The organism is Pedobacter sp. (assembly GCF_041662865.1).
GTDB lineage: Bacteria > Bacteroidota > Bacteroidia > Sphingobacteriales > Sphingobacteriaceae > Pedobacter.
In genome coordinates this window covers 1-21,975 of sequence record NZ_JBAZRL010000043.1, presented here as the reverse complement: position 1 = coordinate 21,975, position 21,975 = coordinate 1, and the positions used below count along the sequence as shown (strand labels likewise).

Sequence of the window (21,975 nt, the reverse complement as noted above, 5' to 3'; positions counted from 1 at the left end):
CTAAGATACTATTTCAAATGTGCTTTTAAAAATTGACCTGTGTAAGAACCTTTAGCATTTTGCAAATCTTCAGGTTTCCCTTCAAACACTACATGCCCACCTTTATCACCACCTTCCGGACCAATATCTATTACCCAATCCGCACACTTAATCATATCCATATTGTGTTCAATCACCAAAATTGTGTTTCCCTGTTCTATCAATGTATTTAAGGCTTTTAACAGCTTTTTAATATCATGAAAATGGAGGCCAGTGGTAGGTTCATCAAAAATAAACACTGTTTTTTGTGCATTATTTCCTTTAATTAAAAAAGAAGCCAGCTTAATACGTTGCGCCTCGCCACCACTTAATGTATTAGATGATTGACCCAAATGCACATAGCCCAAACCTACATCTACCAAAGGATTTAATTTATGTAAGATTTTTGGTTCTTTAGCAAAGAAATCCACCGCTTGCTCAATAGTTAAATCTAAAATATCAGCTACATTTTTATCCTGATAGGTAATATCTAAAACTTGTTGTTTAAATCTTCTTCCACTACAAGTTTCGCAAGGCAAATAAATATCTGCCATAAACTGCATTTCTATTTTCACTTCACCCTCACCCTGGCAAGTATCACAACGTCCACCTTCTACATTAAAAGAAAATGCTGCAGGTTTTAATCCACCAGCTTTTGCAGCTGGTAAGGCCGAAAATAAAGCTCTAATATCATCCCAAGCCTTTACATAGGTTACTGGATTTGACCGTGAAGAACGTCCAATCGGATTTTGATCGACCATTTCAACGGAGCTCACCAAATCGATATTACCAAAAATACCATCGTAAGAACCAGTTTGCTCGCCAGCATAATTACCAATCGCTTTCTGCAAAGCAGGATATAAAATTTTCTTCACCAAACTCGTTTTCCCAGAACCAGAAACTCCACTTACACATGTAAAAACTCCTAACGGGAATTTCACATTGATGTTTTTTAAGTTATTTTCTCTAGCTCCTTTGATGAGAATATGATCTTTCCACTCACGGCGTTTTGCAGGAACTGAAATTTCTTCTTTACCTGCTAAATAACGACCAGTTAATGAGTTTTTATCTTTGATGATTTCATTATAAGTACCACTAAAAACCAAATTTCCACCATGTGTTCCTGCTTCTGGACCAATATCAATAATGTGATCCGCAGCTTTCATCATTTCTTCTTCGTGTTCTACTACCAAAACGGTATTACCAACATTTCTTAGTGATTCTAGAACTTCAATCAATTTATGTGTATCTCGAGGATGCAAGCCAATACTTGGTTCGTCTAATACATAAACAGAACCAACCAAACTACTCCCTAAAGATGTTGCCAAGTTAATCCGCTGACTTTCGCCACCAGAAAGTGTATTTGATAAACGATTTAAAGTTAAATAGCCTAAACCAACGTTATTTAAGTATAAAACACGACTGGTAACTTCAGCCAATAAGCGTTTAGAAATTTTAACTTCAGTTTCCGATAATTCTAATTTTTCAAAAAACGGAAGTATTGTTGATAATGGCATTAAAACCATATCTAAAATAGATTTCCCATTAATTTTCACATACGATGCGTCCTTGCGTAAACGTGTTCCCTTACAATCTGGACAAACTGTTTTTCCGCGATAACGCGAAAGCATTACTCGGTACTGTATTTTATACGTTTGCTCTTCTAACTCTTTAAAGAACTCATCTAAACCAGCAAAATATTTATTACCAGACCAGATTAATCGTTGTTGTTTTTCTGTTAATTCGCTATACGAGCGATGAATTGGGAAATCGAATTTATCCGCATTTTTGATAAATCTCTTTAACCACTCGCCCATTTTTTCACCACGCCAAGGTGCAATTGCATTATCGTATAAGCTTTTACTCTTATCAGGGATTACTAAATCTTCATCAATACCAATTACATTTCCATAACCCTCGCAACGTTTACACGCACCATACGGATTATTAAAGCTGAAGAAATTAGGGGTTGGCTCTTCAAACTTAACGCCATCTAATTCAAAACGATCACAAAAGAAAGTTTGCTTTCCTTCATGTTCTACAAAGCAATCGCCTTTGCCTTCAAAAAATGCAGTTTGCACAGAATCCGCTATGCGACTTAAAGTTTCTTCTTCTTCATTTACAACAATCCTATCTATTAAAATTCGGATGGTTTCAGAATCTGTTAATTCAACATCTTTAATCGAGGCATCTTCTAATAAATCTTCAATTTTTGCAATTTTACTCTTGAAGTAAACTCGTAAGAAACCTTTTTGCAGCAATACCGCTAATTCTTCTTTAACAGAACGGTTATTATGTGGATGCAACGGGCAGAAAATAGTTGCAACTGCATCATCTCCTAAGCCTATAATAAAATCTACAACTGTGGTAACTGTATCTTTTTTAACTACCGAACCAGAAATTGGCGAATAGGTAATTCCAATTCTAGAGAAAAGCAGTTTTAAGTAATCGTAAATTTCTGTTGATGTGCCTACAGTAGAACGTGGATTAGAAGTGATTACTTTTTGTTCTATCGCGATAGCAGGTGCAATGCCTTTAATATAATCTACATCTGGTTTATTCATTCTGCCCATAAACTGGCGAGCATAAGATGATAAACTTTCTACATATCGTCTTTGGCCTTCTGCATATAACGTATCAAAAGCTAAAGATGATTTGCCCGAGCCAGACATACCAGTAATTACAACTAATTTGTTTTTAGGAATGGCAACATCAATGTTTTTAAGATTGTGAACTCTTGCCCCTTTTATGATGATATTTTTATGTGGATCTTTCTCTATTTCCTTGCTCATGTACCGCTTTCTAGAATATGGCTAATATAGTTCAAAATTACAATTTTGGTTTCAGCCATACCAAAAATAAGATGGGTTTTATAAAATTTTACATTTTTTAACATATTTATTGTTGGATTATCAAAAAAAAATCCGTCTTTTGGAATTATAACTCACACAAGTTAGAAACCACCATCTTAAAACAGGAGAAAAGCTATAGATTAAAAAGCTACTTATTTATTTTAATTTTTAATAAAAAGAGAAGAGTTTTAGTTACGCACTCCTATGAAATTACAACAGCACAGTGATCAGGATTTGGTGAAGTTATATCTTAACGGAGAAGAATCTGTTTTAGAAGAGTTACTTCGCAGACATAAATCCAAAATATACACATCTATTTATTTATTGGTAAAAGACCAATACCTAGCCGAAGATATTTTTCAAGACGCTTTTATTAAGGTAATTAATACCTTACGTAGTGGCAGATATAATGAAGAGGGTAAATTTTTACCATGGGTGATGCGTATTGCGCATAATTTAGTAATCGATTATTTCCGTCGCGAGAAACGTGCACCAGTAATTACCAGCGCTGATGGCACGGATGTACTTAATCTTTTGCAAATTCTTGAAGAAAGCACGGAAGATAGAATGTTACGTGAGCAAACTCATGCAGATTTAAGAGCAATGATTCATCTTTTACCTGATGAACAAAAAGAAGTATTAATTATGCGCCATTACGCAGACTTAAGCTTTAAAGAAATTGCCGATTTAACAGATGTAAGCATCAATACCGCTTTGGGCAGAATGCGTTATGCGCTAAGCAATCTGCGTAAAATGATGAACGTTAAAGAAGTAACCTCACAGAGAGGTTTATAAATTCCATAGAGTTATTCGTTATAAAAGCCACAGATTAATAGACATTAAATAATCTATTATTCTGTGGCTAAGTAAATAACACGAATTCATGCTCAAAAAACCATTTAATGAAATATAATTTGGAATTCGCAAATAATTTAATCCGCTTGTAAAATAATATGCATGCAATTGCGTTTAGATTTAAAAACTTAATTATATTCCTAATTGCTTAATTGCGTATGACAAAAACCTCTACTTCAACCAACATTGTAAATTCCCTTAACACCCAACTTGTGGAAAAAGTTGCAGATGAAGCTGATCAACAGGATGAGCTGTTTTACAACAGTATTAAATCCAAATTGAATGAGCTGGTTAAAAATCCATCAGATGAAATCATTAATAGGATTTTAGCTTACAGTAAAAAGAAGTAATTTACAAAAAGAAAAAGCCACTAACTTTGAGTTAGTGGCTTTTTCTTTTAATTACGTAGTAGTTATTTCTCGATAATTTCTTATTACTTTTTTTTGTCCACTTGATACTTTCTGCCCGATACCTATATTTGTTCATGCTTAAAAAAGAACGGTATCAGCTTTTTGTTTCTCATTTTTCTGCCAAACAACCTAACGCTGAAACAGAATTACATTACAATAATCCCTATCAATTATTGGTTGCCGTTATTTTATCAGCACAATGCACCGATAAAAGGATAAATCAGGTTACTCCTGCCCTTTTTCAACGTTTTCCAAATGCAAAAGCACTTGCAGAAACCACACCAGATCTCGTTTTCGATTACATTAGAAGTGTAAGCTATCCAAACAATAAAGCCAAACATTTAGTAGGCATGGCAAATATGTTGGTCAATGAATTTAATAACGAAGTACCATCGGATATCGATCAATTGCAAAAAATGCCAGGCGTAGGTCGCAAAACTGCTAATGTAATTGCTTCTGTAATTTATGATGCACCTGCAATGGCGGTTGATACCCATGTATTTAGAGTTGCTAATAGAATTGGTTTAACAAATGGCAAAACTCCTTTAGCTGTAGAAAAAGATTTAGTAAAACATTTACCAGAACACACCATTGCAATGGCGCACCATTGGCTAATCTTACACGGGCGCTATGTTTGTGTAGCTAGAAGTCCGAAATGTAGCATTTGTGAAATAACACATTTTTGCAAATATTTCGAAAAGACCTTTAAAACTAAATAAATTAGCCATGTTGATAATTATATTAAAATATTTTAAATATTATTTGCATAAATCAAATTTAAATTAATATGTTTGCTAAAGTTATTAGTATTACAAAATTAGATTATTAGCCGATACATATATATTATTTACTTAGAGAATGACGAAAATGAACCCAAACGCAGAAAAATTAAAAGCACTACAATTAACCTTAGATAAATTAGAAAAATCATACGGTAAAGGGTCCGTTATGAAATTAGGCGATGCGGCCGTAGAAGCAATCGATTCGATTTCTACAGGCTCTATTAGTTTAGACATTGCCTTAGGCATTGGTGGCGTTCCCAAAGGTCGTGTGATAGAAATATACGGACCAGAATCATCTGGTAAAACTACTTTGGCTACGCATATTATTGCTGAAGCGCAGAAAAAAGGCGGTATTGCAGCATTTATTGATGCAGAGCATGCGTTTGATAAAGGTTATGCTAAGAAGTTAGGTGTAGATGTAGACAACCTTTTAATTTCACAACCAGATAATGGTGAACAAGCATTAGAAATTGCAGACAATTTAATCCGTTCTGGTGCGATTGATGTAATTGTAATCGACTCGGTTGCAGCATTAGTACCAAAAGCAGAGATTGAAGGTGAAATGGGTGATAGCAGAATGGGTTTACAAGCTCGTTTAATGAGTCAGGCGCTACGTAAGTTAACCGGAACAATTTCTAAAACTGGATGTTGCTGTATTTTCATCAATCAATTACGTGAAAAAATTGGAGTGATGTTCGGTAACCCAGAAACCACAACTGGTGGTAACGCCTTAAAATTTTATGCTTCAGTACGTTTAGATATTCGTAGAACTTCACAAATTAAAGATTCGGATGAGGTTTCTGGAAATAGAGTGAAAGTAAAAATCGTTAAAAATAAAGTTGCACCACCTTTCCGTATAGCTGAATTTGACATTATGTTTGGCGAGGGTATTTCTAAAACAGGAGAAATTATTGATTTAGGTGTAGATTTCAATATCATTAAAAAAGCTGGGTCTTGGTTCTCTTACGGAGAAACTAAACTTGGACAAGGAAGAGATGCAGTTAAACAATTACTGTTAGATAATCCAGAATTATCTGATGAAATTGAAGCAAAAATTAGAGCTGAAGTAACTGGTGAAAAGTTAGAGGAGAAAGTATAATCTTAAAACTAATCATCATAAATAAAAAAGGAGAATTTTCAATTCCCCTTTTTTATTTATTTAAAGCTCGATGCTTTTGGAGCAACTTGTGTGTTATTCTTCATAAAATCTTTATCTAACCTAAGAATGGTATAAATAGCAATGATTACACCCAGCACCAAAAAGAATAATCCTAAATAATTTTTCTTTTTATCCTGCTTAATCGCCCAGATTAAAAAAATGATTAATGGAATTAGCAATAAACCAAAAAAGATATAACTTGTTGTCCCCATGTTGTTTTAATTAAAAATTCATTCTCGCCATTGGCGAAACATCTTGTTCTACAAAATCGCCAGTTAAAAATTTTTGATACCCAGCAATAGCAATCATCCCTGCATTATCTGTACAATATTGAAAAGCTGGAATATATACGTTCCAACCTAAACTATCTTTCATTTCAGATAATGTATTTCTCAATCCCGAGTTTGCTGAAACACCTCCTGCAATAGCAATTTCTTTAATATTGTATTCTTTAGCAGCCTTTTTCAATTTGTTCAACAATATATTTATAATGCTATACTGAACAGATGCGCAAATATCTGCTAAATTTTCTTCTACAAACAAAGGATTTTCTTTTTGTCTGTCTCTTATAAAATACAAAATTGCAGTTTTAAATCCACTAAAACTATAATTTAGTCCTTGTATTTGTGGCTCTGGAAATTTAAATGCTAATGGATTCCCTTGTTGAGCATGCTTATCAATTAATGGCCCTCCTGGATAAGGCAAGTTTAAAATTTTGGCTGTTTTATCAAATGCTTCACCTGCTGCATCATCTAAGGTTTCGCCTATAATTTCCATGTCAAAATAATCTTTTACCAATACAATTTGTGTATGCCCTCCGGAAACTGTCAAACACAAAAATGGAAATTTCGGTTTTGGTTCATCTATAAAATGGGCCAATATATGCGCCTGCATATGGTTTACCGAAATTAATGGCAAATTTAAAGCTAAGGCAAATGATTTGGCAAATGACACCCCTACTAACAAAGAACCTAATAGGCCAGGACCTTGCGTAAAAGCAACGCCATTTAACTCATTTTTGTTAACTTTAGCGATTGACAAAGCTTGTTGAACAGCAGGCACTATATTTTGTTGATGAACTCTTGATGCTAATTCTGGTATTACCCCTCCATAATTTTCATGAATTGTTTGGTTTGCAATAACATTGGCAGTAATTTTGCCGTTGTTACATACGGCAACTGATGTTTCATCACAAGAAGATTCAATGGCAAGTATTATAGACACGTTTATTATTATTAAGCTACAAAATTATTAAAAAACTATTAAAAATACTGCTTTGGGTTGTTGCATCAATAATATTGTTGCTTGCTATTGTCATATTTTCCCTTCAGTTTAAACCAGTACAAACATATGTTGCAAAAAAAGCTGCTGCATATTTATCTAAAGAACTCAAAACTACGGTTTCTATAGGAGGCCTGTATGTAAAACCTTTTAAATCTGTCATATTAGAAAACTTAGTTGTACTTGATCAACAAAAAGACACCTTGGCCAATTTTCCTAAGTTTTTAGTAGACCTAAATAGATTATCCTTAAAAGAAAGAATTTTAGATGTAAATACTGTTCAGGTTAATAATGGTTCTTTCTTTTTAAAAGATAATCTAGACGGTTCATCAAATCTTGATTTCATTATAGACTATTTTGATAGTGGCCCACCTCCAAAGGTTAGGAAAAAGAAATTCCAATTTTTAATTGATAGGATAATTTTAAATAATGTTGCCTTTAAATATAAAAACTTAAAAAAGAATACTGTTATTAAAGGTGTAAACTTTGAAGATATCAGTTTAACTAAACTAAATGGCATCTTCGAGAAACTGAATACTAATGGCCATATTCTTCAAGCTAATATTAAAAATTTAAATTTTAGAGAAAAGAGTGGGTTCAATTTAAAAAACCTAACAGCTTTTACTACAATTGACACAAATGCTATTGAGCTAAAAGATCTCTTATTGGTAACCAATCAAAGTCGTTTAACTAATTATTACCAGATGAAGTTCGGTAAGTTTAAAGACTTTAACGATTACGTAAATAAAGTACGTATGAAGGCCAATTTTAAAGAAAGTCATATTTCGTCTAATGACATTGCTTACTTCACTCCAGCTTTAAAAAAGATGAGGTTAGACATCGATATTGATGGCCTAATTTCAGGATATGTGAATGATCTTAAAGCTAAAAAGCTTTCATTGAAAGCAGGGAAAGCCACTTATATTAAAGGCGATTTCACATTAAAAGGTTTGCCAGATTGGGAGCAAACTTTTATGGACATGAAGATTGAAATGGCTGGCACTAACAAAAAGGATTTAGAGGAAATTTTAACAGACATTACTGGGAAACAAATGAAATCTATTCCTGTAATTGTGAATAAATTTGGCAATATTAACTTTAATGGATCATTTACTGGTTTTCAAAATGATTTCGTAGCCTATGGTGAATTTAAAACAAAACTAGGGCGATTTAAGTCAGATGTTAACATGAAGATAGATAAGAATGATGTTCCATCTTATTCTGGAAATGTTAAAACTTTTGATTTTAATTTGGGCGAATTATTAAATGAAAAAAGTTTAGGAAAAATTACCTCAGCACTATATGTAAAAGGTAAAGGAATAGAAGTAAAAGGACTTACAGAACAGTTAAAAGGTGAAGTAACTTATATTGATTTCAATGGTTATCGCTACAGAAACGTGACTATCAATGGCACATTTGATAAAAAATATTTTGATGGAAACCTTAAAATCAATGATAAAAATGTACAATTAGTTTTTGATGGTGGCGTAAACCTAAATCCTAAATTGCCCGTTTTCAACTTTAATGCATCTATAAAAAATGCCCGCCTTAAAACGCTAAAATTATATAAAGATTCACTAAAAGTGGATGCCACATTTAGCACCAATTTTTCGGGCAATAACTTAGATAATATTCAAGGAAATTTATTAATTCAGCAAATAAGATTGAATAATAAAAAAGGGATCTATAACATCGATTCTGTTCAATTAAATGCAAATGGTGTTGGCATAGATAGAAGCCTAACCATTAAATCAGATATTTTAGACGCTAGCATAAAAGGTCAGTACGATCTTAATACTATAGTTTCTTATTATAAAGCGATTGCAAAAACTTATGTTCCATCGATAAGAACAGATATCATAAAATACAATACACAGATTTTCGATTTCAACTTAAGGATTAAACGATTCGAGCCTATTGCTGATCTATTAGTTCCTGGTTTACAAATCGAAGATCAGGCATTGCTTATTGGTTCATTTGATTCAAGAAACAATATTGCAACTTTAAATGGAAGTATAAAAAAGCTAACTTATAAAGGAATTACTGCCAATAATATTATTATCGACGAAAACACAACTTCAAAACAATTACAAGCAATTGTAACTTCTGATAGAGTTGACCTAAATGATAGTTTATATATTAAAAATGTAAATATCTCTAATGTTTTAAGAAATGACAGCTTATCATTAAACGTAAAATTATCAAATGCTGATGACGCCAATCAGCTTGATTTGAACGGACTAATTGAGTTTGCAGGGGATACTACTGCCAAAATCAGTATTTTACCATCCAATTTAAAAATCAACAATGAAGATTGGATGATTCAAGAAAAAGTTAGAATTAGCTTTAATAATGGTAAAACCGAGATTAATAATTTCTCATTAAGTAATGCCAAACAATTATTAAGAGTAGATGGGATTGTATCTAAAGATCCAAAAGATTTGCTTGTAGTCGGATTTGAAAACTTCAGTCTAAAAACATTAAACCCTTTTGTTAAAACATTAGGTTTAAAAATGGCTGGCAATATCAATGGGAAAACAAGGTTATATGACATTCTTAATTCACCAAGAATTACAGATAGTATACAAATTGATTCTCTTAACTTTAACGATACCTATATTGGTAAATTAACTGACACTTCATCTTACAATAGAAGTATAAATCTTGCTAATGTCTACACTCAAATTGTAACGGATGATAAAGAGACCTTCAAATTAACAGGAAATTTAGATCTGAAACAGAAACAAATTGACCTTAACATAAAGTTGGATGATAGTAAATTGACTGTTTTAGAACCGTTTGTTAAAAAGCTCGTTTCAAATTTAAAAGGCAATGTTTCAGCAGATCTTACAGTAAAAGGATCATTTGATAAACCTGGAATAAATGGAAATGTATCTTTTGATAAAGGCGAAGTAACCGTTAACTATCTTAAAACTGCTTATACTTTAAATGACAAAGTTGAAGTAAATAATAGTGTAATTGCTGTAAACGATTTGGTTTTGCAGGATGCCGATGGTAATGAAGCTACAGCAAATGGAACTGTTGATTTGAATAACATTGATAATCCGGACATACAAGTAAAATTAATTGCCACCAATTTTATGGCACTAAATACTACCTCAAAAGATAATTCAGTTTATTATGGAAAGGCCTATGCTTCTGGTGAGTTCTCCTTTAGAGGTCCAACTAATAAAATGTTTATAGATATTAATGCAAAAACGGAAAAAGGTACTGTTTTTAATTTGCCATTAAATAGCTCTGAAACGGTTTCTGAAAAAGATTTTATCACATTTGTGAGTAAAGATACTACGCAAGTAATTAAAAGAAAAACCAGTTTCGATGGATTAACCATGAATTTTAAGCTTAAAGTTGATCCGAATACTACAACAAACATTTATACGATACTGGGTAAATTAAGTGGAAAAGGAAATGCAGAATTGGAATTAAAAATTAATAGCATAGGCGATTTTGAAATGAAAGGCGACTATATTATTGAAACCGGAACTTTTGACTTTACTGCACAAGAAGTAATTAACAAACGTCTTGATATCCGCCAAGGTGGCACCATACGGTGGACAGGAAACCCAAGTAATGCGCAAATTAACTTAAAGGCAATATACGCTTTAAGAGCTAGTTTAAGTGATTTGTACACTGCTGCAAATCGCGATGCAAGTAGTAATGCAACTGAAAGAGTGCAAACTGAAGTTGAAATGGGTTTATCAGGATTGCTTTTGAAACCAGATATTAAATTAGATATTTTCTTCCCAACCAATCCAGCGGTTAAAGATGAATTACAAGCTTATTTTAATGATGGAGATAATTTGAATACACAAGCATTAAGTCTAATTATTCAACGTCGTTTTGCACCTGGAACTGGTAAAGCAAACTTAGGTCAACAACTAAGTTCTGTTGGTACAAGTACGGCTACAGAATTAATTTTTAATCAATTTAACAATCTCCTTTCTTCTCTAAACCTTAATTTTGTTGATATAAACGTTCAATCATTTAATGAAGCAAGTGCTTCGTTCAAATTTTTTAACGATAGAATTATAGTAAACGCTGGAATTGTAGACAACACAAAAAGCTCTACTGACTACTCAATTGGCCTTTTTAAAGACAATGTAGGCAAAGAGGTAGAAATTCTAGGTCTAATTAAAAAGGATGGAACATTAGTAGGAAAACTAGCTAACAAACCACCAACACAACAAAGTATATTTGCTAACCCAGGTGTAGATCCTAACGCTAACGTAACTTCCTTAGGTCTAATTTATAGTCAACAATTCGATTCATTTAAAGAATTTCTGCAAAAAATAAGTGGTAAATACCGCAGGGATCAGAAGAAAAAAGAAGCAGAAAAAACAAAAGCAAAAGAGAAACTCGACAAAGAAGCGATTATGAACGAGAGCAAAAAAAATCCAAAGCGAAAATAAGCTTTGGATTTTGATTTATAGCGTTGTATCTATCGATTAACCTTTCATAATATGGTGGCCCATTTTATCACGTTTAGTTCTTAAATACGTTTCATTATGCTTATTACTTTCAATTTCAATTGGTATATTTTCGACTATCTCTAACCCATAGCCAATTAACCCTGCTCTCTTTGTAGGATTATTAGATAGCAATCTCATTTTACTAACACCCTGTGCTCTTAATATTTGTGCACCAACACCATAATCACGTTCATCGCCTTTAAAGCCTAACTCTATATTAGCTTCAACGGTATCAAAACCCGCATCCTGCAAATTATAAGAACGCAATTTATTGATTAATCCGATTCCTCTTCCCTCTTGGTTCATGTACACAATAATCCCCTTCCCTTCTTTTTCTATCATCTGGAAAGCTGCATGCAATTGGGGTCCGCAATCACAACGACAAGAACCAAAAATGTCGCCAGTAACACATGAACTATGTATTCGAGTAAGAATAGGCTCATCAGCCCCCCACTCTCCTTTGCTAATAGCTAAGTGAGTAGCACCATTGCTTAGTTGCGTATAAGCAGTCATTTTGAAATCACCCCATTGGGTTGGTAGGTTTACAGTAACTTCTTCTTTAATTAAACTTTCTGCTGCAAGTCGATAAGCAATAAGGTCTTTTATTGAAATGATTTTAAGTTCATGCTGAGCCGCAATTTTTACTAAATCAGGCAAACGAGCCATAGTACCATCTTCATTCATGATCTCAACCAAAACTCCTGCTGGTTCAAAACCCGCAAGTCTAGCAATATCTATGGTAGCTTCTGTATGACCAGTCCTTCTCAATACACCTTCTCTTCTTGCCTTTAAAGGAAAAATATGACCTGGTCGACCTAAGTCTTCTGGCTTAGTCTCTGGATTAATTAATGCTTGAACAGTCTTAGCTCTATCATGTGTAGAAATACCAGTAGTACAGCCATGCCCAATTAAATCAACCGATACCGTAAATGGTGTTTGGTGTAAAACTGTATTATTTTGTACCATTAAGTCCAGTTTCAAATCGTTACAAAGATCTTCAATTAATGGTGCACAAATTAATCCTCTTCCATACTTAGACATGAAATTAATTACCTCTGGTGTTACATTTCTGGCCGCCGTAATAAAGTCTCCTTCATTTTCACGATCTTCATCATCTACCACTATAATTATTTTGCCCGCTTTGATATCCTCAAGAGCTTCGTCTATTGTATTTAATTTTATTTCCATTTCGTATGTATCAATAAACTACTTAAGGATAAATTATCCTATTATAGTTTCGCTATGCAAAGTTACAACCTTTGTTGGCAATAATTTGGCATAAAATATCATCAACAAGTAAGGAATACGAGTTAGCAGCGATTTTAATTAATCCAAAGTCTTACTGGTTTTACGCCTAAACAGGTTAGTAAGAAGTTGTTTATAATAATCAATATCAAATAATGCAGAATCAACAGTTGCTTTATAAGTTAAAAATATACCCAAAGGAGTTAAAATTAATATGGCTGTCCACATACCAAAAATAGGATCCAAAGAACCTTCCTTTGCTGATTTTTCTGCTACAGTAGAAATAATGTGATAAATCAAGAAGAACACAACTGCAATCACTACAGGCAAACCTAAACCTCCTTTTCTTATGATGGCACCTAATGGTGCTCCAATAAAAAACAAGAGTAAACATGAAACGGCCAATGTATATTTTCTTTGGTACTCAATACGTGCTTTTATAATTTCTTTTTCTCGGACACTATGTTCTAAAATACGATTGTTAACAACCTGTTTAATCGTCTCGGCTTGATCAAATCCATTTTGTAAAGCTTGTAAGCGTTGATTTTTTGGGATAACATTTAAAATAGAGCCCTTAACAACCGTAGCCGGTGCTTTCATTTTACTGTATCCCTTTTGGTAATTATTTTGCTTAAAATAACTTCCCGCATTAACCTTTGTACTTTTATTTACACTATCTAATGATTTACTTAAGGAATCTTGTCGATGTGAAAGTTCTTTCAGGTTCAGCATTGGTGCATTGTTCTTGAAATTTTCTTCTTGAGTACGACTTAAATCTTTAAAACTAGAGAAATCGAATTTTACTTCTGTTTGCTTAAAACGCATGCGATTAAAAGCTTGGCGAGGATTGTATGAAGCACTTCCACTGCCATTAGTTTCTTCGTATCTAACCCCATCAACTAGTTTTAACACTAAATATTTACCATCACTAGTTTTAGCCATTCTACCCTTTTGTGCCATGATAATTTTCGGGATCCCATTACCACCAGTATGATCATAAATCATTATACCATATAATGAGTCTATTGCACCCTCACCTTTACGCTCAACCCTCATGGCATAATTAGGTATACTATTATTGAAAACTCCAGGTTTAATTAAAAAAGAAAGCTTTTTATTACGCATATCCCAAAGCAACGAGCCATATTTTAAATTAGCTTTAGGAAGCATGTAATCAGAAAACAAAAAAGATGCAATCGAAAGACCTATGATTAGAACAAATAACGGTCGCATTGCCTTTTGTAAAGATACTCCAGCAGATTTGATAGCTACAAGCTCGTAGTTTTCACCCAAGCTACCAAAGGTCATAATAGAAGATAATAAAATGGAAAGCGGCAATGCCATTGCTACGTTTGAGGCAGAAGCATACATCATTACTTCTGCAATGGTATACCATTCAAACCCCTTACCTATTAAGTCATCCACATACTTAAACAGGAAGAACATTAACAGAATAAACATTACCACAAAAAAAGTGACAATGAATGGTCTAATGAATGCCTTTATTAGCAGTAGATGTATCTTTTTCACTATACAAAGATAGGCAAAGCCGACGAAAATTTAGGCACCAATTACACTAAGCAGGTAAGTGATTTGATTGTCCCAAATTTGTGTTCTTTCAGCACGAGTTTCATCAGTAGCAAAATCTGTAATTGACAAAGCAACATCATTAGTTAATTCGTCTTGTACAATTTCCATTTCAAAATAGCAATGTGGCTCGTCATCGAGCCACTTAAACTTCACTAATTTATTTTCTTTTATGCTAAGGAGTTTTGCTTTCTGTACTTCATCGTCCCATGTAAAAGTGTATACTTGATCTCTAAAAATCACATCGTCAGCAAACCATTGCGATAAGCCATTAGGTTCACTAATAAAACTGAATAATATACGGGGAGATGATCTCAACTCATATTCTAATGTAAATTTTTTCTTTTCTGACATCCTTAAACACCTCTGTTCTTAAAAATAATGGACTATTTTTTATTATTTGTTTCTAAAGAAAAGTAATTTATTCTATATTTGCAACTCTTTAAAAAATAGTATTCAACATTTGGTATTATTTTGATTTTGGCGGGGTAGCTCAGTTGGTTAGAGCGCAGGATTCATAACCCTGAGGTCACGAGTTCAACTCTCGTTCCCGCTACTGGTAAAAGCTCATCGAAAGATGGGCTTTTTTACGTTTAAAGACGTCGAATTATTTTTTAAGTTCCCGATAAAAATAAGCTCTAATCTTTACATTTTCTGAGTTTCTATTATTTTTAGGCATTTTTCATATCACTTAACGCCATTTTCACCCTAAAAGGCTATATCTAAATTTCTTTTTGCTAATAACTTAGATGAAAAGAAACGCTCAAAAATCTTTTAGATTATTGAAATGTTTCCAAAACAATTATGTGCTTAATTTAATACTAATCCCTAGACTTTCAAACTGATTATCATTTTAGAAGGTTGAGATCGACTTAAGAATTTAAAATACTATGAGAATAAGCGAAATGCAATATCATCCTAAAAGACTTTTAGGCTGATAAATTGTCTTTTAAATAATAAATTAAAATTTAAAGGAATAGGGAATTAAGCTTGATTATTCAGTATTAAACGATAATAATCAAGAAAAATCGATATATTTAATACACCCACAAAAAGATGATTTTATCACGGTATAACACCGACTAACTTTAGGATATATTAGTTAATTAATTCATAAATCTTATGAAAAAGTATTTATTCAAGTTGTTTATAAAGCACAAAGAAGCTCTTTTGCAATCTTTTAGGGAGATTTAATTGCATTTAACGGAAATTCCTCAAGAAGTTGAGCTTTCTAATTAAAGCTACCGTCTCCTCTCCTCATCATTTGTCTTCCATCACGAGGTTTTATGCCACTCCATTTTTGTAAACGTACACTAAGACGAAGCATGAAGTACCTGCTAAGTGAATTTGATTTTGTATCTACAATACCACCGTTATCCAGAATGTTCCTATTCACGAAATTATTTTGGTTTAAGATATCAAATGCTTGGAAAGTAAATTTCGCTTTGCGTTTCCAAAACTCTTTTTCTAAATACCCATTAATTACTAAAGGATTGTTTGTAATATTTGCGTTGATGCCACTTACATAGTTTTTGCTAGCGCTATATCCAAAAATTAAGGTTTGCCACATGTAAACTTTTCCATCAATATTAAATGCTAATGTATTTGTTTTACTATCTATCGAACTGGCCAAAGTATTATTTGATTTTGTATAATCATATGAGACAAAAGGATTAATCTCTAGCCATTCTGTTGGATTTATTCTTGGCCCAAAACGTTCATTAAACCTCCAAGTTGTTGTAATATTCTCCTTATTATCACTCATTGAAACACCATGATTATAGCTTGCATTACCATTTAGTGTAAGGTTATATTTGCGATTATCAAGCTGTTTACTAATAGAATAATTTCCATTTATACGATATACACCATTAATATTTACATAACGCGTTTCATTTTTCTTACTATTATATGCATCAATAATTTGCACCACATTTCTTACCACAGAATTCTCTATAAATGTAGCATTGGCATTTACCGAATAATTTAACTTAGAATTAGCTATGTAGTTATTATAATTGGTGTTTATCGAGTGATTGAATGTTACTTTAAGATTCGGATTACCAACTATAGGGTTTTGAGGATTAGAAACATCTCTAACCGGTTGTATTTGATCAAAAGTGGGTTCAGCAGCATTACCAGAATAATTAATTTGAATACTATGCTGCCTAGACCACAAATATTGAAAACGGGCAATAGGAATTAGATTAAAGCTAGATCGATGGGTTGTTGTTCCTAAACTTGCTTTCGTTCCACTCAACACTCCTGGAACTGCAGTCAAACCTAGAGAGAATCTAACTTTAGAAGCATTCGAAACACCATAACGGTAATTTAAAGCCAAACGCGTTTGTGTAAATGAGTAATCGTATATATTGCTTAATGAATCGACAATCTGTTTGTTTCCATTTGCAAAAATATTACTCGTTGTGGCTGTGTTGTCGTACCCATTGTAATTAACTTGTCCATTAAATTCCAATTGTGTGTTTGCAGTTAAAGGTTCTGCAAAAGTTAAACTTCCTCTATAATTCTTTGTTAAATTATCTCTATCAACCATTCTGTGTACCAATGAATCTTTAAGTACAACATCAGATAATCCATCATAATAAAGTATACGTGAATTGCGTTCCTGCTCTGCTTCTTGATTGTTATTATTTAAACTTACTTGTAATGATATATTTCTTCTTGGTTTTTTAAATATATGCTGATAAAAAACTGTAATTCCATAATTAGGTCTTGTATTTGAGCTTATATTTTTACCAGTTTGATCTTGTCGAAACGACTGGTTTGTTGGTGTCGGATTTGTTGCAATAAACCTTTGAGTATTGAACGATTGGCTACCTGACCCTGTAGATGAATAACTAAATGTAGGACTAACTCTTAAAAAATTTGCACTATCTAAATCAGCCTCTAATTCAAAACTCAAATTATGCGCTTTTGTATTGTTATCATTAGAGCCATCATTTGTTGAAAATGTTTTACCTAATAAACTAGGGATTTGAGAAATACTACTATTTAGAGAATTTACATTGTTAAAATTATATCTATAATTAGTATTGATTTTAACTTTTTTGCTTAGCTGATCACGATAAGAAAAAGAAGTATTTCCATTATTTGTGGTTCCTCCACTCCCTTCAGATGAACTTCCCCCTCCATTGCCACCTCTACCACCATTGCCACCTCCATTATTCCCTCCACCATTATTGCTCCCGCTATTTGCTACGCCATTTACGGTATTATTTATTCTAGCATTAATACCTATTGTTTGATTGGCATTTAATCTAGTAGCAAATACAGAACCTTCATATCTTTCATTACTTCCTGCGCCAGCAGCTATATTAGCAGTATTTCCAACAGATTTATCAGCACGTGTAACAATATTTAAGATTTTTTCTGGATCACCATCCTTAATTCCTGTTCTAGCCGCCTGATCACCGTAATCATCTACTACCTGAATTTTTTCTACAATTTCTGCTGGCAAATTCTGAATAGCTGTAGAAACATCTCCTCCTAAATAAGTTTTACCGTTAATTTTAGCTTTTGTTACAGCAGTTCCTTGATGCACCAATGAACCGTCCGTACCAACTTCCATGCCTTCCATTTTTTTTAGCAATTCATCAACTGTTGCATTTTCTCTTACAATATAATCGCTTGCTTTATATTCTACGGTATCCGTTTTATACGTAATAGAAGGAGTTCCATTAATCACTACGGCATCTAAAGTATTAGATTGAGATTTCAGGATAATGGGATCCATAACGATTCTAGGAACAGCATCATTTTGCTTGTATTTAGCAATTAATGGTTTAAATCCTAACATATTAACGCTTAAGGTATAGGTTGCTGATTTTACATTTTTAAATACAAAAATCCCATCCGGGTTAGTGCTAGTTACTAATGTATCTTTATCAGAAGTTAAACGTATGGTTGTACCTGGTAATCCAACATCAGTTGTATCTTTTACAATTCCACTTATTTCTCGAACTAATAATGGAGGTGGTGTACTTGTTTTTTTAGGCGTTTGAGGTGTTTGAGCATATAATTTAGTACTGCAGACTGTTAACGAAATTAAAAAAAATAATCCTTTAAATAGCGTGGTAAAGGAACGGCATTGATAAAAGTGGGTCATAAAAGGATTGTTTATAATTAAGAGCTTTATAAATTAGATTATTTTTTTGCAAGAATGTATTTGCCCCAAAAATCGGTAGCACTCATTAAATCTTGCCCACTATTAGCATTATTCCCACCTCGAAATCCTCCGCCTCTTCCATTCCCACCAAATCCTCCACCATTGCCACCAAAACCACCGCCAAAATTCATGTTACTAAGTCCATTTACCTTTATCTGATAAGCAAATTCTTTCGTATCACTGGCTGATAAACCAAGTAGATTTAATGGAATAGCAAATTCACAATTATATATTCCTTTTTGATCAAATGATCCTACAGCTTTAATTCCATGTTCATTATAAATGGAAATTAATGTATCTGTTATGGCTTTAAAGCCAGATATTTTTATTTCCTTTACAGTTACCAATTGATTTTTGTGTAAAACTAATGCCACAGAATCGCGTTGTTGTGCACTTTGTTGAGCCCTATTTTGAAAACCACCTTGTCCTCCACCAGCTTGTCTGTTTTGTCCTTGTCCACCTCTTCCACCTTGTGTTCTATTTGCACGAACAATTAAAGGATAAGTTATTGTTACTGCATCCTTTTCCTTTTTCTTCCCTTCCGTATTTATAAGAAATGTTATTCCACCCATCATAATTTTATTGGCAGCAGTCGTACTGGATGACTTAAGAACCAAGTACAAATTTTTATCATCGTTAGCTACGCTATAAAATAATTCTGTTCTTTTATTTTCCGCTGCAAAAGTGTCATTCCATTCTGAAATTTTCCCATCTATCTTAATAGTAGCTGGGGCAATCATATTCGACACTTGTACATCAGGCATTTTTTGTGAAAACGAAGCGAGGGTTAAAGATCCCATCCATAAACTTAAGTAGACTCTTTTCATATTGATTTAATGGTTTAAGCTTTACTAAATAATGATCATTAGGGAATAGACTTCTTAATAGACTAATGGCTTAATGGCAAATTCAGCATTTATCATAAAAGAATAGATAAATAATACAAAAAGCAAAATTCTAAGTTATGAAGGCACTTTTCTATATTTTTATCTGAAATACATCACTAAATTGTTACCTATTTTAATACCTAAAAGGATAATAAACCAAAAAATCCCTGATTATAACAACCAAGGATTTCAATTACATTTTTTGATGACTATTTCGAAAGTTGATAGGAATCTGCTAGTTTCAATGCATTGTAAGCATTAACAATACCTCCACTTACACAAATTTCTGAAAATGGAACTCTAACATTTTCATCTCTATCATTTTTATATTTAATCTTATGATCAACTTTAGCTACAGATTTAATAATAATATCTCTCAACTGCGTTGGATTAAGCTCTGGATAATAACTTAATACTAAAGCAGCCAATCCTGAAACAACAGGAGCTGCCATACTCGTTCCATCATACTCGTCATATTTTGATCCAGGTATGGTAGAATTAATCATAAAACCTGGTGCAAATACATCCACATTATTCTTTCCATAATTCGAAAACGATGCTTTCAAATCATCATCATCTTTATAAGAACTAGCGCCTACTTCAATCCAATTATTAGCATGTGGCAAATTGAATTTTGCAGAATCTAATGGTTTTGGCTTCGCAAACGGATCTGCCTTTCTACCCATTTGTCCATTCATCATTTCTTCTGGCCTTGATGGGATAAATCTTGAAAGATCTGGTTTCTGATGTGCATTGGCATAAGCTATAGCCTCTGGACTATCATAGTATTTATTTGGATAGTTCTCCTCAATATCATTGTTTTTATTATCATTACCAGCAGCATGAACTAATAATACTCCTTTTGATTCTGCATATTTTACCGCTTCATCTACAGCCTTCTTATCCCATTTATAACTTTTACCAAAACTCATATTTATTACTCTGGCACCATTGTCAACAGCATAACGAATTCCATTTGCAACATCTTTATCGCGTTCATCACCTTCAGGAACGACTCTTATGGTCATGATACTTACATTATTTGCTACTCCTAAAATTCCAACTCCATTAATTCTATTGGCAGCAATAATTCCTGAAACATGCGTTCCATGATCCGCTTTTGGTCCTATTACATCTGCATTGCCATAATTACGTTGTTCAGAGTTTGAATAATCATCACCTACTAGGTCAGTACGTTGATCGTAATTCACATTCAGATTATATTTTAGCATGACTTCTAATTCTTCATACCCTTTCTTAATCGTCGTATAGAATTTCTCAATGCTTCCTTCATCTTTAGCTCCTTTTCTAATTATCTTCTTTACATATTCTTCCGTCTCATCGTCGGCTTTATACTTTTCTATATCTTCTAAGGATGGCACTTCTTTTCTATTAATCACTGCCACAGAATCCATTACCTTTTTGATTGCAATATAAACTGGAAAAGTTGAACTTGCATCATCATATTTCTTACCAAAATCTGCTTGAACTCTTTTATAAAGTGCATATTCCTTTTTCTCTGTACTATCCAATACCGTACTCATGATGGTAGACCTATATTTAGGTTCATATTTTCTTTTAATACGTACCAATTCTAAATTGTCATAAGCTAGATTACCTTTTTTAGATCCTAAAAAATTCCAACCATGAACATCATCTATATAACCATTCCCATCGTCATCTATTCCGTTACTTGGAATTTCTTTGGGATTCGTCCATAAAACATCTTTTAAATCTTCATGTTTAATATCAGTACCACCATCTATTACGGCAACTATAATCTTTTGTTTAGGCTTTTTGTCTTTAAGTAATTCAGTGTATGCCTTTTCTGTACTAATACCAAAATAGCCACTAGATGTTAAATCAAGATTAAACCAATTTGGCGGGAGTGTAACGTTCTTATCTTGTGCAAGGATATTAAAGCTTACTATAAGAAATGCAAAAAATAAACTGATCTTCAATTTCATGATTAAAATTCTTCCTTCTACATTAACGTAATTTACAATAATACAGTTTTAAAATTTTTATGGTTGCTATTTGAAAGATTTTAACAAAAATTTAACAAGAGTTCTGACTATTCAGTTAGTTGTAATAAGCGATTTTCATTGTTAGTATAAGGTTAGCGGACCAAGGGGAATGGTCCACTTTGGCCCTGGCGGTACGGGACGACATTTTCTGTTGGGGGGATGGGGTATAAAAACAAGAAAGCCCTGCAGCTTTCGC

Annotated in this window: 14 protein-coding genes and 1 tRNA gene; 6 read left to right on the top strand and 9 right to left on the bottom strand. The window is 33.0% G+C overall.

The features are described from left to right. Positions 1-8 precede the first annotated feature (8 nt). A complete protein-coding gene (uvrA, locus tag WC622_RS13075; protein WP_372820143.1) occupies positions 9-2,810 on the bottom strand; it encodes an excinuclease ABC subunit UvrA in 2,802 nt (933 codons plus the stop codon). Between the two features lie 264 nt (positions 2,811-3,074). Here uvrA and WC622_RS13070 point away from each other — a divergent pair, with 264 nt between their 5' ends. From WC622_RS13070 to recA, 4 genes are all read left to right on the top strand, one after another. Further along, the gene (locus tag WC622_RS13070) at positions 3,075-3,665 is read left to right on the top strand and encodes an RNA polymerase sigma factor (RefSeq protein WP_173273854.1); all 591 of its coding nucleotides are present in this window, start codon (positions 3,075-3,077) and stop codon (positions 3,663-3,665) included. A 218-nt stretch (positions 3,666-3,883) separates the two neighbouring features. Beyond that, positions 3,884-4,075 (top strand): hypothetical protein, encoded by a 192-nt coding sequence (locus WC622_RS13065; protein WP_372820142.1) that lies wholly within the window; start codon positions 3,884-3,886, stop codon positions 4,073-4,075. Between the two features lie 134 nt (positions 4,076-4,209). Then, positions 4,210-4,854 (top strand): endonuclease III, encoded by a 645-nt coding sequence (nth, locus tag WC622_RS13060; RefSeq protein WP_372820141.1) that lies wholly within the window; start codon positions 4,210-4,212, stop codon positions 4,852-4,854. Between the two features lie 148 nt (positions 4,855-5,002). Then, on the top strand, positions 5,003-6,016 hold the full coding sequence (recA, locus tag WC622_RS13055; RefSeq protein ID WP_372820151.1) for a recombinase RecA: 1,014 nt from the start codon (positions 5,003-5,005) through the stop codon (positions 6,014-6,016). 56 nt (positions 6,017-6,072) lie between these two features. Here the strand turns inward: recA and WC622_RS13050 are convergent, their stop codons facing one another. Continuing rightward, positions 6,073-6,288 carry a hypothetical protein gene (locus tag WC622_RS13050; RefSeq protein ID WP_372820140.1) on the bottom strand — a complete coding sequence of 72 codons (216 nt, stop codon included), beginning with the start codon at positions 6,286-6,288 and terminating at the stop codon, positions 6,073-6,075. Positions 6,289-6,298: 10 nt separating this feature from the next. Next, complete coding sequence (tsaD, locus tag WC622_RS13045; RefSeq protein ID WP_372820139.1) at positions 6,299-7,300, bottom strand: tRNA (adenosine(37)-N6)-threonylcarbamoyltransferase complex transferase subunit TsaD; 1,002 nt, start codon at positions 7,298-7,300, stop codon at positions 6,299-6,301. 77 nt (positions 7,301-7,377) lie between these two features. Here tsaD and WC622_RS13040 point away from each other — a divergent pair, with 77 nt between their 5' ends. After that, on the top strand, positions 7,378-11,787 hold the full coding sequence (locus tag WC622_RS13040) for a translocation/assembly module TamB domain-containing protein (protein ID WP_372820138.1): 4,410 nt from the start codon (positions 7,378-7,380) through the stop codon (positions 11,785-11,787). Between the two features lie 36 nt (positions 11,788-11,823). Here the strand turns inward: WC622_RS13040 and WC622_RS13035 are convergent, their stop codons facing one another. The 3 genes from WC622_RS13035 to WC622_RS13025 all read right to left on the bottom strand — a co-directional run bounded on the left by WC622_RS13035 (position 11,824) and on the right by WC622_RS13025 (position 15,033). Next, entirely contained in the window at positions 11,824-13,035 is a 1,212-nt protein-coding gene (locus tag WC622_RS13035) for a bifunctional 3,4-dihydroxy-2-butanone-4-phosphate synthase/GTP cyclohydrolase II (protein ID WP_372820137.1), read from the bottom strand. 138 nt (positions 13,036-13,173) lie between these two features. Then, positions 13,174-14,622: an LptF/LptG family permease gene (locus WC622_RS13030; protein WP_372820136.1), complete on the bottom strand. Its 1,449-nt coding sequence runs from the start codon at positions 14,620-14,622 to the stop codon at positions 13,174-13,176. Positions 14,623-14,652: 30 nt separating this feature from the next. Then, positions 14,653-15,033 carry an START-like domain-containing protein gene (locus tag WC622_RS13025; protein ID WP_372820135.1) on the bottom strand — a complete coding sequence of 127 codons (381 nt, stop codon included), beginning with the start codon at positions 15,031-15,033 and terminating at the stop codon, positions 14,653-14,655. A gap of 128 nt (positions 15,034-15,161) precedes the next feature. Between WC622_RS13025 and WC622_RS13020 the strand changes: the two genes are divergently transcribed. Then, a tRNA-Met gene (locus tag WC622_RS13020) sits at positions 15,162-15,235 on the top strand. Positions 15,236-15,910: 675 nt separating this feature from the next. Here WC622_RS13020 and WC622_RS13015 read toward each other — a convergent pair. The 3 genes from WC622_RS13015 to WC622_RS13005 all read right to left on the bottom strand — a co-directional run bounded on the left by WC622_RS13015 (position 15,911) and on the right by WC622_RS13005 (position 21,719). Continuing rightward, positions 15,911-18,805, bottom strand: a complete 2,895-nt coding sequence (locus WC622_RS13015; protein WP_372820134.1) for an outer membrane beta-barrel protein — start codon at positions 18,803-18,805, stop codon at positions 15,911-15,913. 38 nt (positions 18,806-18,843) lie between these two features. Continuing rightward, positions 18,844-19,692, bottom strand: a complete 849-nt coding sequence (locus WC622_RS13010) for a hypothetical protein (protein ID WP_372820133.1) — start codon at positions 19,690-19,692, stop codon at positions 18,844-18,846. 269 nt (positions 19,693-19,961) lie between these two features. Further along, positions 19,962-21,719 (bottom strand): S8 family peptidase, encoded by a 1,758-nt coding sequence (locus tag WC622_RS13005; protein WP_372820132.1) that lies wholly within the window; start codon positions 21,717-21,719, stop codon positions 19,962-19,964. Between the last annotated feature and the right edge of the window lie 256 nt (positions 21,720-21,975).

What these genes read in the sequence shown, in the direction of transcription:
- recA (WP_372820151.1), top strand. Translation starts at nt 5,003, where the DNA reads ATGAACCCAAACGCAGAAAAATTAAAAGCACTACAATTAACCTTAGAT.
- WC622_RS13065 (WP_372820142.1), top strand. Translation starts at nt 3,884, where the DNA reads ATGACAAAAACCTCTACTTCAACCAACATTGTAAATTCCCTTAACACC.
- WC622_RS13035 (WP_372820137.1), bottom strand. Translation starts at nt 13,035, where the DNA reads ATGGAAATAAAATTAAATACAATAGACGAAGCTCTTGAGGATATCAAA.
- WC622_RS13070 (WP_173273854.1), top strand. Translation starts at nt 3,075, where the DNA reads ATGAAATTACAACAGCACAGTGATCAGGATTTGGTGAAGTTATATCTT.
- WC622_RS13050 (WP_372820140.1), bottom strand. Translation starts at nt 6,288, where the DNA reads ATGGGGACAACAAGTTATATCTTTTTTGGTTTATTGCTAATTCCATTA.
- WC622_RS13010 (WP_372820133.1), bottom strand. Translation starts at nt 19,692, where the DNA reads ATGAAAAGAGTCTACTTAAGTTTATGGATGGGATCTTTAACCCTCGCT.
- nth (WP_372820141.1), top strand. Translation starts at nt 4,210, where the DNA reads ATGCTTAAAAAAGAACGGTATCAGCTTTTTGTTTCTCATTTTTCTGCC.
- WC622_RS13025 (WP_372820135.1), bottom strand. Translation starts at nt 15,033, where the DNA reads ATGTCAGAAAAGAAAAAATTTACATTAGAATATGAGTTGAGATCATCT.
- WC622_RS13005 (WP_372820132.1), bottom strand. Translation starts at nt 21,719, where the DNA reads ATGAAATTGAAGATCAGTTTATTTTTTGCATTTCTTATAGTAAGCTTT.
- WC622_RS13015 (WP_372820134.1), bottom strand. Translation starts at nt 18,805, where the DNA reads ATGACCCACTTTTATCAATGCCGTTCCTTTACCACGCTATTTAAAGGA.
- uvrA (WP_372820143.1), bottom strand. Translation starts at nt 2,810, where the DNA reads ATGAGCAAGGAAATAGAGAAAGATCCACATAAAAATATCATCATAAAA.